Source organism: Kribbella sp. NPDC048837 (genome assembly GCF_055586945.1).
Window position 1 is genome coordinate 1 of record NZ_JBVJHF010000012.1, and the last position, 12633, is coordinate 12633.

The 12633-nt window shown below is 69.4% G+C and carries 14 protein-coding genes; 6 read left to right on the plus strand and 8 right to left on the minus strand.

What is annotated here, in order from left to right; translation table 11 throughout:
* Positions 1-811: 811 nt before the first annotated feature.
* Complete coding sequence (locus ACZ6O0_RS40135; protein WP_465770322.1) at positions 812-1426, plus strand: P-loop nucleotide/nucleoside kinase family protein; 615 nt, start codon at positions 812-814, stop codon at positions 1424-1426.
* Positions 1427-1451: 25 nt separating this feature from the next.
* Here ACZ6O0_RS40135 and ACZ6O0_RS40140 read toward each other — a convergent pair whose 3' ends face one another.
* Complete coding sequence (locus ACZ6O0_RS40140; RefSeq protein ID WP_465770323.1) at positions 1452-1865, minus strand: VOC family protein; 414 nt, start codon at positions 1863-1865, stop codon at positions 1452-1454.
* Positions 1866-1954: 89 nt separating this feature from the next.
* Here ACZ6O0_RS40140 and ACZ6O0_RS40145 point away from each other — a divergent pair, with 89 nt between their 5' ends.
* Positions 1955-2746: an LLM class flavin-dependent oxidoreductase gene (locus tag ACZ6O0_RS40145; protein WP_465770324.1), complete on the plus strand. Its 792-nt coding sequence runs from the start codon at positions 1955-1957 to the stop codon at positions 2744-2746.
* Positions 2747-2963: 217 nt separating this feature from the next.
* On the opposite strand, the gene ACZ6O0_RS40150 is transcribed toward ACZ6O0_RS40145, so the two are convergent.
* The 3 genes from ACZ6O0_RS40150 to ACZ6O0_RS40160 are packed head-to-tail and all read right to left on the minus strand — an operon-like array spanning position 2964 to position 5538.
* Positions 2964-3767, minus strand: coding sequence for an ABC transporter ATP-binding protein (locus tag ACZ6O0_RS40150; RefSeq protein WP_465770325.1), 804 nt, complete (start codon positions 3765-3767; stop codon positions 2964-2966).
* Entirely contained in the window at positions 3764-4753 is a 990-nt protein-coding gene (locus ACZ6O0_RS40155) for an ABC transporter ATP-binding protein (RefSeq protein WP_465770326.1), read from the minus strand. Before ACZ6O0_RS40155 ends, ACZ6O0_RS40150 begins: the two co-directional genes overlap by 4 nt.
* A 35-nt stretch (positions 4754-4788) precedes the next feature.
* Entirely contained in the window at positions 4789-5538 is a 750-nt protein-coding gene (locus ACZ6O0_RS40160) for an ABC transporter substrate-binding protein (RefSeq protein ID WP_465770327.1), read from the minus strand.
* Between the two features lie 9 nt (positions 5539-5547).
* Between ACZ6O0_RS40160 and ACZ6O0_RS40165 the strand changes: the two genes are divergently transcribed.
* From ACZ6O0_RS40165 to ACZ6O0_RS40175, 3 genes are all read left to right on the plus strand, one after another.
* A complete protein-coding gene (locus tag ACZ6O0_RS40165) occupies positions 5548-7113 on the plus strand; it encodes a glycoside hydrolase family 127 protein (protein WP_465770328.1) in 1566 nt (521 codons plus the stop codon).
* A 189-nt stretch (positions 7114-7302) separates the two neighbouring features.
* Positions 7303-7941 (plus strand): SDR family NAD(P)-dependent oxidoreductase, encoded by a 639-nt coding sequence (locus ACZ6O0_RS40170; RefSeq protein ID WP_465770329.1) that lies wholly within the window; start codon positions 7303-7305, stop codon positions 7939-7941.
* 92 nt (positions 7942-8033) lie between these two features.
* Positions 8034-8651, plus strand: coding sequence for an FMN-binding negative transcriptional regulator (locus tag ACZ6O0_RS40175; RefSeq protein ID WP_465770330.1), 618 nt, complete (start codon positions 8034-8036; stop codon positions 8649-8651).
* Here ACZ6O0_RS40175 and ACZ6O0_RS40180 read toward each other — a convergent pair.
* Genes ACZ6O0_RS40180 through ACZ6O0_RS40190 form a run of 3 tightly spaced genes read right to left on the minus strand, consistent with a single transcriptional unit; the run spans position 8632 to position 10918 of the window.
* Complete coding sequence (locus ACZ6O0_RS40180) at positions 8632-9252, minus strand: response regulator (protein WP_465770331.1); 621 nt, start codon at positions 9250-9252, stop codon at positions 8632-8634. The genes ACZ6O0_RS40175 and ACZ6O0_RS40180 overlap by 20 nt on opposite strands.
* The gene (locus ACZ6O0_RS40185) at positions 9249-10505 is read right to left on the minus strand and encodes a sensor histidine kinase (protein ID WP_465770332.1); all 1257 of its coding nucleotides are present in this window, start codon (positions 10503-10505) and stop codon (positions 9249-9251) included. Before ACZ6O0_RS40185 ends, ACZ6O0_RS40180 begins: the two co-directional genes overlap by 4 nt.
* Positions 10502-10918 (minus strand): hypothetical protein, encoded by a 417-nt coding sequence (locus ACZ6O0_RS40190; RefSeq protein ID WP_465770333.1) that lies wholly within the window; start codon positions 10916-10918, stop codon positions 10502-10504. Before ACZ6O0_RS40190 ends, ACZ6O0_RS40185 begins: the two co-directional genes overlap by 4 nt.
* Before the next feature lie 328 nt (positions 10919-11246).
* Between ACZ6O0_RS40190 and ACZ6O0_RS40195 the strand changes: the two genes are divergently transcribed.
* Complete coding sequence (locus ACZ6O0_RS40195) at positions 11247-11903, plus strand: VanZ family protein (RefSeq protein ID WP_465770334.1); 657 nt, start codon at positions 11247-11249, stop codon at positions 11901-11903.
* A gap of 95 nt (positions 11904-11998) precedes the next feature.
* Here ACZ6O0_RS40195 and ACZ6O0_RS40200 read toward each other — a convergent pair whose 3' ends face one another.
* Positions 11999-12604: a pentapeptide repeat-containing protein gene (locus tag ACZ6O0_RS40200; RefSeq protein WP_465770335.1), complete on the minus strand. Its 606-nt coding sequence runs from the start codon at positions 12602-12604 to the stop codon at positions 11999-12001.
* Positions 12605-12633 lie beyond the last annotated feature (29 nt).

Genomic DNA, 12633 nt, shown 5'->3' on the forward strand with positions numbered 1-12633 from the left:
AAACCCACACCCCCTACAACGAAACCACCGCCTGGCCCCAACACCCACAAACCACCGCCGCTTGACACCCCAACCCCCTGGGATGTCTCCGTCGCGTGCTACGCGCCGCTCCCGCCCACCCGAAACGGTGCGTGCTCCGCGCGCTCCTGGCGCTGTCGCGCGGTCTGCGCGCTATCGCGCGATCTCCGCGCTGCCGCAGGGGTTGGCGGGCTGCCGCCCGCGTACGCGCTGCCGCGCGAACTGGCGGGGCTTCGCCCGCGTTGCGCGCTACCGCGCGGCGACCGCACCGTGGTCCCGCGCGCCGTGGATCGTGAGCTGATCCAGCTCACGCCTGATTCGACGGTTGACCACGCCCGGCAGATCCCGAGCGCGATGCCGTGGTCGGTGAGATCCTTGTTTCCCCACACAGCTGCTTGGTGGATCCGCGGCGGGCCTCACTCAGTCGTGGATCTGGGTCCTCCCGGAGGCGGAAATCGACGCCGGGCGTCGGGCCAATGGGCTACGTGGCCTGGGGTGTCGAGGTTGAGTTCGGCGGTGGTAGGCACTCGATTCGTCGGGGGTGGCCCACCTGTCGATCTCGGCGTATGGGTCGTCTCGGAACCATGACGGGGTTCAGTGCGTGCTTGACCAGGCCGAGGAGGTTCGTGCCGGTTGGTGTGGCTGGGGGCGGCGGTCGTACTCCGACAGGCCGTGCAGCTTGGCGAGCATCGTTGCCCGGCTGCTGTGCAGGACATTTTGCACGCCCTCGAGCGGACCCTACAGACCGGCGGAGGACTTCTGGGGTGACCCGCGGTGGCCGGAGGATGGGGGCATGAGTGAGGTCGGAGGGCTGGGGTCGGCGGGTGGGGTTTTTCTGCTGCAGATGGCGGGGCGGCCCGGGGCCGGCAAGAGTACGGTCGCGGCGGAGATCGGGCGTCGGACCGGAGCGGTCGTCCTCGACCTGGACGTGCTCAAGTCCACCGCGCTCGACGTCGGGATCGAGTGGGATCTCGTCGGGAAGGTGGGCTACCGCGGCGGGTGGGCGATGGCGGAGGCGCTGCTCGAGCAGGGGTTCAGTGTCGTTCTCGACAGCCCGTGCCGGTTCGAATGGATCGTGAACGAGACCACGGCCGTCGCCGCGCGGCAGTCGGCGACCTACTGCTTCATCGAGTGCGTCCTGCCCGATCTCGAAGAGCTCGGGCGCCGGCTTCGGTCGCGACCACGGATGCCGAGTCAGATCGTGGACGTCCAAGTCGCTTCGCCTGAAGCTCCGGCCACGAACAGCGCTGTCCAAGCGTTGCAGTCCGGCGATGCATCGGTCTCGCCGTCCAAGTACCCGGCGAGTCCCTGGCTGCAGCTCGACACCCGCGAGAACGCCGAGCAATCGCTCGCTCGGGCCCTCGCCTACCTGGACGAGCGGCGAGCCGTTGCCGGCGGCAACCTCTAGCAGGCGGATGTGTTGAATCAGGTGGTCAGGACAAGCACAGACAGAAGGGGTGGCCTTCGGGGTCGATCATGACGCGGTGTTCTGATGGGCGGGCCTGGAGGGTGGCGACGCTCGCGCCGCAGCCGATTGCCCAAGAGACTGCGGTGTCGAGGTCGTCCACGCCCAGGTCGAGGTGGATGGTGGGTGACTGCTCGCCGGGGACGGTGGGCCAGATCGGGCGGCGGTAGTTGGGGTCGTAGTCGAAGTTGAGCGCCGGGGCCACGGTGCCGTCCGGCGGGCAGATCAGGGCGTAGCCGGCGTACGGCGGCTCTCCTGGGCGGGCCGGTTCTTCGCGGATGTACGTCCAGCCGAGGAGGGTGGCGTAGAAGCGTGCGAGCTCGCGGGGCCGGGCTGCCGTGATCGTCAACGCGCCCACGCGTACTTGCGGTGGAATGGTCATCTCATCACCTCACGTTCCATCCTGGACTACGGCGGGGACAGTTCGGCGACGTGCGGAATAGGGTCGCCGAGGGGTGGGTTGCCGGGAGTATGGGACTCGAGATCGGGGTGATTCTGCCGACGTCGTCGCCGGAGGCGGGGCGGGCGATGCTGGGGGATGTGCGGGAGAGTGCTCGGTTCGCCGAGGAGGTGGGGCTGGACTCGGTGTGGTCCACGGATCATCTGATCGCCAGTGCGCCGATGCTGGACAGCTCGGTGGTGCTGGCTACCGCGGCGGCGGTGACCGAGCGGATCACGGTGGGGTTCAACGTGATGTTGCTGGCGTTGCGGCCGGTGGCATGGGCGGCGAAACAGGTGAGCACGCTGCAGCTGGTTTCGAACAATCGGCTCGTGCTCGGAGTCGGCACGGGGAATCCGGCGCATGGTGATGTCGGGTGGCGTGCGGCTGGCGTGGAGTTCGCGGCGCGCGGGCGGTTGACGGATGAGGCGCTCGCGGTGCTGCCGGAGTTGATCGCCGGGAAGCCGGTCGTACTCGCGGATGGGCTCGAGGCGACGCTCTCCCCCGGCTCGGTGGTCCCGCCGATTGTTGTCGCGGGCAACGGTGTACGGGCGCACCGGCGGGCGGCGACGTACGGCGATGGGTGGGCGACGGTCGCGATGACGCCGGCCGAGGTCCGGGCGAACCTGGACCGGATCAACGAGCTCGCCGCGGAGCACAACCGGCCCGCTCTCAAGGCAACAGTTGTCGCACCGGACCTGAGTGGCGATCCGGCCGGGCAGCTCGCCGCCTATGAGGAGGCCGGTGCCGAGCGGGTGATCCTGCCGCCGACGGGCGATTGGCACCGCGACTACGAGCACGCTGCTGACCTGCGTGCGGGCTAGCAGGAATTGCCGGTCGCGCAGGTGCGGTCACATCTAGACTCGGGTGGTCCTCGCCCAAGGCGCTCTGGCTCCGGATGAGAGCGCCCGTGACGGAGAGGGTGGCCGCCCGTTCGAGCCGGGCCGAGTCCGGGGGATGCTCCGCTCAGCCGGGGCATCCCCAAGCCGGTACCCCCCACCGGCGTGGCGTCCGGAGGTACCCCGCGGGGACGACGGTGGACTAAGAGTTGAGCTCCAGTGCCGCGTCGAGCAGGGTGCGGGTGTACTCGTGCTGAGGTGATCCGAGGACCTCGGTGGCTGGGCCTTCTTCTACTAGTACGCCGCGGCGCATGACGGCGATGCGGTCGGCTATTTGGTGGACTACGCCCAGGTCGTGGGAGATGAAGAGGATCGAGAGGTTGTGGCGTTGGCGGAGGTCCTCCAGGAGGCGGAGGATCTGAGCCTGGACGGAGACGTCGAGGGCGGAGACGGCTTCGTCGCAGACCAGCAGCCTCGGCTTGACCGCTAGGGCGCGGGCGAGGCTGACTCGCTGGCATTGGCCGCCGGAGAGTTGGCTGGCTCGTTGGTGGGCCACGCCGGCGTCCAGGCCTACGTCGGCGAGGAGTTGGTGGAGGGCGGGTGTGCGGTCGCCGGAGGGGGCGGCGACCGGATGGGTGCGCCAGGCTTCGGTGATGATCGCGGCGACGGTCATGCGGGGGTTGAGGGACGAGCGGGGGTCTTGGAAGACCATCTGGATGGCGCGCTGGAGTTCGCCGCCGCGGCGGGTGCCCAGGGGTAGCGGGTGGCCGTTGTAGGAGATCTGGCCCGAGGCCGGGCGGACGAGGCCGACGATCGAGCGGGCGACGGTGGTCTTGCCGGAGCCGGACTCCCCCACCAGGCCGACGGTTTCGTTGGCGCCCACGGTCAGGGTGACTCCGTCGACTGCGACGAACGGCTTGCGGCGCGGGCCGAAGGCGACGCGGAGGTCGCGCACCTCCAGCAGAGCCGTGTCATCGCGCGGTGGCTCAGCGACGTCCGTGGTCATCGGTCCAGCACCTCCTCGGCGAAGTGGCACGCCGTCCAGCGGTCTGGTGCCACAGCCCGTATCTCCGCCTGCTCGGTGCGGCAGCGGTCCCGGGCCAGGGGGCAGCGGGGGTGGAACGCGCAGCCGGTCGGGCGGTTGGCGGGGGTGGCCGGAGTGCCCGGGAGTGGGTGGGCCAGGGCGGTTTTCGTTCGTACGGCGGGGACGCTGTCGACCAGCGCCCGTGTGTACGGGTGGGCCGGGTGGCGCAGTACTGCACTGGTCGGACCGCGCTCGGCGACGCGGCCGGCGTACATGACGACGACCTGGTGGGCTACGTGGGCCATGACGCGGAGGTCGTGGCTGACGAGGAGCATCGCCAGGCCGGCGTCCTCCTGGATGGAGCGGAGCAGGCGGAGGATGCGGGCTTGGACTGTCACGTCCAGGGCGGTGGTCGGCTCGTCGGCCAGGAGGAGAGACGGGCTGCCGGCCAGCGCCATCGCGATCATGGCGCGCTGCCGCATGCCGCCGGAGAACTCGTGCGGGAAGCTGCCGAGCTTCGTGGCCGGGTCTGGGATGCCGGCGCGGTCCAGGAGTTCGATCACTCGGTCGCGGACGGTGGAGCGGGACGAGCCGGAGCGGCGGAGGATCTCGCCGACCTGGCGGCCGATGGTCTGGGTCGGGTTGAGAGCGGCGAGCGGGTCCTGGAAGATCATCGCGATCTCGTGGCCGCGCAGCTGTCGGCGGCGGGCGGATGTTGCCTGCAGCAGCTCCTCGCCGCGCCAGCTGAGGGAACCGTCCACCGAAGCGCCGTCGGGGAGCAGACCGATCAGGGCGTTGGCGGTCATGGTCTTGCCGGACCCGGACTCGCCGATCAGCCCGACCGTGGTCGCCGCCGGGATGTCGAAGGACACCCCGTCGACGATCCGTACCGCGCCGGAGCGCCCGGGCAGGTCGACGACCAGCCCGGACACCTCCAGCAGGTTCTCCGCTGAAGCCTGGTCAGCCACAGCGTCCCGCACAGTTGTGGACAAGTCGGCGCCGCTCAAGAGGTGACCTGGAGTTTGGAGAAGTCGGGGAGGCCGTTGGGGTCGGGGGTGAAGCCGGTGAGGCGCTTGTTCCAGGCGTAGGCGTACTTGACGGCCATCGGGAACATGCCGACCGCGTCGTCCCAGATGATCTTCTCGGCGTCGCCGTACAGCTTCACCCGCTGCTGTTCGTCGGTGCTCGCCGCGGCCTGGGCGATCAGCTTGTCGAGCGCGGGGTTGCAGTAGCCGTTGCGCTTGGCCGCGCAGGGGTAGAGCCGGCCGACGGTGTTCGCGGCGTCGAGCATCGGGTTCGACAGTTGCTGGAAGTTGATGTCCCAGTTCAGCGCGAGCAGGTCCTTGGTGAACACTGCCTGCTCCTTCTGCAGCAGGTCGACCTGGACGCCGATCTTCTGCAGGTCGGAGACGACCGCCTGGTTGAACTGCTGGAACTCGGCGTTCGCGAACTGCAGCCGGAGCTTGGTCCCGAAGTCGAAGCCGGCCGCCGTCAGCGCGGCCTTCGCCGCCGTCGGGTCGTACTTCACCGGGGTCTGCGCGACGTATCCGAGGGTCTGCTTCGACACGACCGAGTCGGACAGCGAGCCGGTCTGCGGGTAGAGCTTCTTGATGATGGTCGGGAAGTCGACCGCCTGCCAGAGCGCCCGGCGCACGGCCGCGTCCTTCAATGCGGGTGTCGACGAGTTGAACCACATCGTGAAGACGGCCGAGCTCTGCACCATCTCGACGTTCAGCGTCGAGTCCTTCTGCACCTCGGGCAGTTGGTCGTCACGGCCGCGCAGGTCGACGACGGGTACCTCAACTCCGCCATCCAGGTGCGTGGCGAGGAGCGGTACGCGCGGTTGTGGACGAGCCACGAGCTCTACTGCGCCGGCCATCTGTTCCAGGCCGCGGTGGCAACCGCACGGGCGACCGGCGAGACGGGACTGCTCGACGTGGCGACCCGCCTGGCCGACCACCTCGCCGACACGTTCGGACCGTCTGGACGGACCGAGCTCGAAGGCCATCCGGTGATCGAGTCCGCGCTGGTCGAGCTGTACCGGCACACCGGCGTACGGCGCTATCTCGACCTGGCGTCGTACTTCGTCGAAGCGCGGGGGCACGGGCGGGCGACCAAGCCGGGGTTCGATCCGTCGCACTACGGCGACCCGGCGCACTACGCCGACCTGGTGTCGGTCCGGGCGGCGGAACCGCTCGAGGGGCACGCCGTACGGGCGGTGTACTTCGCCACCGGGGCGACGGATGTCGCCATCGAAACCGGGGACGCCGAGCTGCTGGCCGCCGTACGGCATCAGTACGACGCGATGCGCCGCCAGAAGCAGCACGTCACGGGTGCGGTGGGGTCGCGGTGGGACGGTGAGGCGTTCGGCGAGGCCTACGAGTTGCCGGCCGACCGTGCGTACGCCGAGACCTGTGCCGCGATCGGTGCGCTGCAGTGGGCCTGGCGACTCCTGCTGGCCACGGGTGAGTCGACATACGCCGATCAGATCGAGCTCCTGCTCTACAACGCGATCCTGCCGGCCGTGTCGCTCGAGGGGGCGGATTACTTCTACGTGAACACGCTGCACCGTCGCACTGGCGCTCGTGGTGATGTGCAGCGGGCACCGGCGTACGGGCGGCGGGAGTGGTTCAACTGCGCGTGTTGCCCGCCCAATGTGATGCGAACGCTGGCCAGTCTCCCGGCGTACCTGGCCACTGCGACCCCGGACGGGCTGCAGATTCATCAGTACGCCGTGAGTTCGCTGACTGCCGGTGAGTTCGCAGTGGACGTCGAGACCGAGTACCCATGGGACGGCCGGGTCACGGTGACTGTCCTGGAGGCCCCGGCCGGTGAGGTCGAGTTGGCGCTGCGCATCCCGGACTGGGCCGAGGGAGCTCTGGTCGACGAGAAGCCCGTGGCCGCGGGCGAATACACGCGGGTCCGCCGGGTCTTCCACGCGGGCGACCAGATCGTGCTGCAGTTGCCCATGTCACCGCGTCTGATGGTCTCGAACGACCGGATGGACTCGACCCGAGGCTGCGTCGCGGTAGCGCGAGGCCCACTGGTCTACGCCATCGAGCAACCGGACCAGGCCGCCCACGTCGTGCTGGAAGACCTCCGCCTCGACCCGACGGCAGCACTGACATCCGAACACCGCGCCGACCTGCTCCGCGGCGTCACAGTCCTCCACACCGTCGGGGCGGTAGTGGCCGAATCGCCTGACCCCTACCGCCCCTACGGCACGACCACTCCGCCGCCGGAGACCACTGATCTCACCCTGATCCCCTACTACGCGTGGTCCAACCGCGGTCCGCACGCCATGCGGGTGTGGATTCCTACTCGCTGACGATCTCGCCGGACAGCGCGGTCGTCAGCAGACTGCGGCCACTGCGTCCGTCGATCCGCGTCAGCGTCGGTACGCCGCGGCCGTAGTCCACGCCCGCGCAGACCTAGGCCCCACTCACGACCACCGTCAAGCGTGCTCCCCCGGCGCTGACTTGACCTTGACACTGATGTCAGGCTTTACGGTCGTGGCATGTCAGGAGTCATAGTCGTCGGAGTCGGACCAGGGATCGGCCTGGCGGTGGCCAAGCGGTTCGTCCGGGAAGGAATGAGCGCCGGGTTGATCGCGCGCTCGGAGCAGAAGGTGAAGGCGGCGGCCGACGCGCTCGCGGGCGCCGGCGTCCTCGCGCTCACCGCCGACAGCACCGACGAGGCGGAGCTGCGGGCCGCGCTCGACCGGGTGATCGAGGAGCACGGCGTACCCGAGGTGGTCGTCTACAACGCGGCGCTCATCCAGCCGGATGCGATCGGCGACCTGACCGCTCAGCAGCAGCTGGACGCGTGGGCGGTCAACGTGGTCGGTGCGATCACCACCGCGGCCCACGTCGTACCGGCGATGGCCGAGCGCGGCAGCGGCACGTTCCTCATCACCGGCGGCATGCCCGAGCCGAAGCCCACCTACGCCAGCCTCTCCCTCGGCAAGGCCGGCGTTCGAACGCTCGTCACACTCCTGGACCAGCAGTACGGCGCTGCCGGCATCCACGCCGCTTCCGTCACAGTGACCGACGCTGTCGCTCCTGGTACGCAGTGGGACCCGGACGACATCGCCGACCAGTACTGGCGCCTGCACACGCAGTCCCGCGACGAGTGGGAACACGAAGTCGTGCACTGAGTGGACTGCTGAATGCTGCGCGGAATGGACCTGACGGCCGGCCGGCGCGGCGGGGAGACTGTTGCTGTTCGCGACAGTTGAGGATGTGACCGATGTACGTGCCCGCGCATTTCGCCGCCGATGACGAAGCGGTTCAGGACCTGCTCGCCCACCACGGCGCCGCCGATCTGGTGACGATGACGCCGGACGGGCTGGTGGCGACCATGCTGCCGTTCAGCTACGACCGGTCGAGGAACGTGTTGCTCGGGCACTTCGCGCGGAACAACGACCACTGGCGCCGCGACGTGATCGGCGAGGCGCTGGTGATCATGCGCGGGCCGGACGCCTACGTCTCGCCGGCCTGGTACGCGTCCAAGCGGGAGCACGGCCGCGTGGTGCCGACCTGGAATTACGTCACCGCGCACGTCTACGGAACGATGACCGTCCACGACGACCCGGCCTGGGTCGAGGACGTCGTTCGGCGGTTGTCGGATCACCACGAGGCGGGCCGGGCGGAGCCGTGGTCCGTGGACGATGCGCCGGAGAAGTTCGTCAGCGGGCAACTGCGGGCGATCGTCGGGGTCGAGATCGCGATCAACCGGATCGAGGCGAAGTTCAAACTCAGCCAGAACAGGCCTGAAGCCGACGTCGACGGGGTGATCGACGGGCTCCGTGCGGATGGTGAGGAGCGGGCCGCGGCTGCGGTGGCACTCAGAGCAGGCCGCGCTTGAAGGACTCGGCGACGGCGGACGCGCGATCGGGGACCTCGAGCTTGGCGTAGATGTTGATCAGATGGGTCTTGATCGTCGCCTCGCTGATGAACAGGTGGGCCGCGGCCTCCCGGTTGGTGTTGCCGGCGGCGACGAGGCGGAGCACTTCGAGTTCGCGTGGGCTCAGCAGCTCGGGTGCAGGCGGCGTACGGACGCGATTCATCAGGGCGCTCGCCACGGACGGCGCGAGGACCGACTGACCGTCCGCCGCGGCTCGGACCGCTCGGAGCAGCTCGTCGCGCGGGGCGTCCTTCAGCAGGTAGCCGGTCGCGCCGGCCTCGATCGCCGGTACGACGTACCCGTCGGTGTCGTAGGTGGTCAGCACGAGCACGTGAGCGGTGACACCGCGCTTCCCGAGCTCGGCGATCGCGGCCAGACCGTCGACACCCGGCATCTGCAGATCCATCAGGATCACGTCCGGCCGCAGGGCCTCCGCGAGCCGGATCGCCTCGGCACCGTCACCCGCCTCGCCGACCACCTCGACCCCGGGCTCGGCCGCGAACATCCCGCTCAACCCGTCTCGCACCACCGGATGGTCGTCGGCGATCAGCAGCCTGATCATGCCGGCACCCCCGCCCCGGCGGTCGGGACCGACGCGGAGATCGCCGTACCCGATCCTGGCTCGGACTCGATTTCGAGCGTTCCGTTCAGGCCCTCGATCCGCTGCCGCATCGCGACCAGGCCGAACCCGCCGCCCTCCGAGCTGGTCTGCCGGGACGGGTCGAAGCCGACACCGTCGTCGCGGACGTCCAAGGCGACCCCCTTCTCCATGTACGACAGCGTCACACCGACGCGGGTCGCCTGCGCGTACTTCGCCACGTTCGCGAGTGCCTCCTGAGTCGCACGGAGCAGAGCTGCCTCGGCCTCGGGCGTCATCACCCGCGGCGTGCCGGTCGTCGTCAGCTGTACGGCGATCCCGTGCAGAGCGGACCAGCGCCGTACGACGTCGTCGATCGCCTCACTCAAGGTCGCCGACTGCAAGGGCTGTGGACGAAGGGCGTGGACCGAACGACGTGCCTCCGTCAGACTCTCCCGAGCCAGACCGACCGCGGCCGTCACGTGCCGGCGCCAGTCGGTCGAATGCTCGGCCGCCTGGAGTTGGGTGACGATCCCCGTCAGCCCCTGCGCGAGGGTGTCATGGATCTCGCGGGCCATCCGGTGCCGCTCGTCGTGGACGCCGGCCTCCCGTGCCTGAATGACGAGCTGGTCGTGCAGGGTCGCGTTCTCGGCCAGGGTCGCCTCGAGGCGGCGGTTGGTCTCGGTCAGCGCGTCGACCGCCTCCTGGCGTTCCCGGCTGAGCACCTCACTGCGCCAGCCGAGCCACGCGGCCAGGCACATCCCGGCCACGTTCACCCCGAGGACCGCGACGTACGCGAGCACGCCTGCCAGGTCGTCCTTCGGGATCGCGTACGCCTGCGCCGTACCGGCCACCACCGCGACGGCGCCGACGCCGACCAGGCGGGTGGGCCAGGGCAGCAGGAGGAAGGTGTAGAAGTACCCGGCCGGGGTGAGGAAGCCGAACCACGGATCGCGGATCACCAGCACGGCCATGAGCACGACGAAGCCGGTGATGAAGACCGCCATCGGGCCGAACCGCTCCCGGGCCGCCGGGCGCAGCGTGAACATCGCGAGCATCCACAGGGCGGTCGCGGCACAGAGCACGAGGTCGACCGCGAGCGACCCGGGCTCGGACCGCTTGATCAGGGCGGTGATCGCGGTGAGGAAGGCGAGCAGGACGTACGGCGCCACCGTCAACCGCACCGGCCAGACCCGCTCGCTCATCCCGCTCTCCTCACCCATCACCGTCGTGCTCATTGCCCAGTGAACACCGAGCGCAAGTGCCGCCCGTTCACGATCAGCGCGACACCGAGCAGCAGCAGCCCGCAGATCGCCTGCTCGCACTTCATCCAGAGCGGGAAGGTCCCCGGCAACGCGATGATCACGACGATCGCGACCAGCATGATCGCCGACACCAGCCGCAGCCGGAGGAATCCCCTCCGGGATCCGCGGGCGGTCCGGCGGGCGAACGCGAACGTGAGCAGCGCGCTGGCGACCACGATCGTGCCGCGGGTCCAGACCGCGTCGTTGACCGCCGCCGCATCGTTGCGCAGGGCAATGATGGCGACCAGCGTCAGCACGCTGAGGGCGAGGTAGGCACCGACCAGCAGTTGCACGCTGCGCAACGCTCCGACGCTCCGGGGGTGCTGCACGTCGACCATGGATGACATCTCGGAACTCCTTTGCTGTGATCTCGACACCTCTTCACTGTCGCGATCGCGACCCCACCCGCACATCGCCCGCGCGGCCCTGCCCGGTCCTCGTCCGGTGGATCGGCCACTCCACCGATCGGTGGAGGCATGCAAAAGATCGTTGCCCTGAGCACCTTCCTTCCGTGACAGTTTGTGCACGGATTGTCACGGACTGTTTGCGGGTGCGTGCAGATGTCCGGACAAGCCTGGTGGCGGTGGGAGCCGACGGCAGATCGTCTGGTGAGGAAGCGCAATCGACGACGAAAGAGTTCGAGTCAGCCGGTCGACCACGGGAGGGTCCGGACGCGTGCTCGAGACTTATCGCGGCATCCCACACCTACTGGACACCTGGCTCGTGCTCACCGGCATGACCCTGCCGATCGCGATCTCGTCGCTGCGCCGGCCCGGCGACCTGGTCCCGCGGCTGGCGGCATCCTGCCTGCCGGCGGCGTTCGCACTCGTACTCGCGGCTACCCTCAGCCCGACCGCTCACCGGCTGGGTCAGATCGGCCAATGCGGCACACACCTGACGACCACCGGCGGACTGACCTCGCTCCAGGGCCTGCTCAACGTCCTGCTGTTCGTCCCGGCCGCGGGCATGCTCACGCTGGCCAGCGGTCGGCCGGCCGACGGCATCGCGGCCGGGATCGGGATGTCGGCCGCGGTCGAGGCAGTCCAGGCGCTGATCCCGCAGCTCGGCCGGTCCTGCCAGTTGCACGACCTGATCGCGAACTCGCTCGGCGCGTTCTGCGGCGTGGGAGTGGCCGCCGGGCTGCAGACCATCACCCGCAGCCGCCGGCTGGTCGCCGGCCCGTACGTCGTCGAGCACGCCGCGATGCTCGTCGTACGCTCCCGGCAGGTGGCCCGGCATCGCCGCGGCGGGCTGGTCCAGCGGCCTGTGCCGGTCTTGAAACCGGCCCCGAAGCCGGCCAACGGGTTGCGCCCGGTAGCGCGAGCGCGGTGAGATCACGGAACGGATGCAGAGTTATCCGGATGGTTATCCACAGCCTGTGGATAAAACGGGGGATGACGGCCCGACTACATGGAGATATCCACAGGCTAGGGCCGGACGTCGAGCCCCAGGCTGGCCGCGACGACCATCGCCTGGGTGACGTCGATCCGCGCATCCTTCAGGACGACGGTCAGCGGATCGAGCGTCGACAGGTCGGAGCCCCGCAGGTCGGCGCCGGTGAAATCGGCCCGCTGCAGCGACGCACCGGACAGATCCAGGTCCCGCAGCACCGCCTTCGCCGCCCGGATGCCGGTCAGTTCCGCCTCGCGCAGCTTCACCCCGGTGAACTCGGTCCCCTTCAGGTCCGCGCCCGGCAGGCCAGTGAACGACCAGTCGCCGCCGGACACCTTCATCAGGTTGTAGGTGCAGTCGTCGAAGTAGCTGCCGACCAGCTTGCACCGGGTGAACGTGGTGTCGAACAGCGAGCAGCGCACGAAGGTGCAGTTCACGAACGCGGCGTCGGTGTGGGTCGAGGCGTTGAACCGGACCCCGCGGAACGTGCACTCCTCGAAGATCCCGCCGCGGTTGTCCACCTCGGTCAGGTCGGAGTCGATGAACTGCACCCGGCGGTACGTCTGCCCGGACGGGTCGGCGTCGTCCCAGTCGCGGATCGTCGACTCGGTCGGCGCTCCCGGTCGCGCGCGGTCGGCCATGACTGCTCCCTCGATCGGTGCCAGGAGTG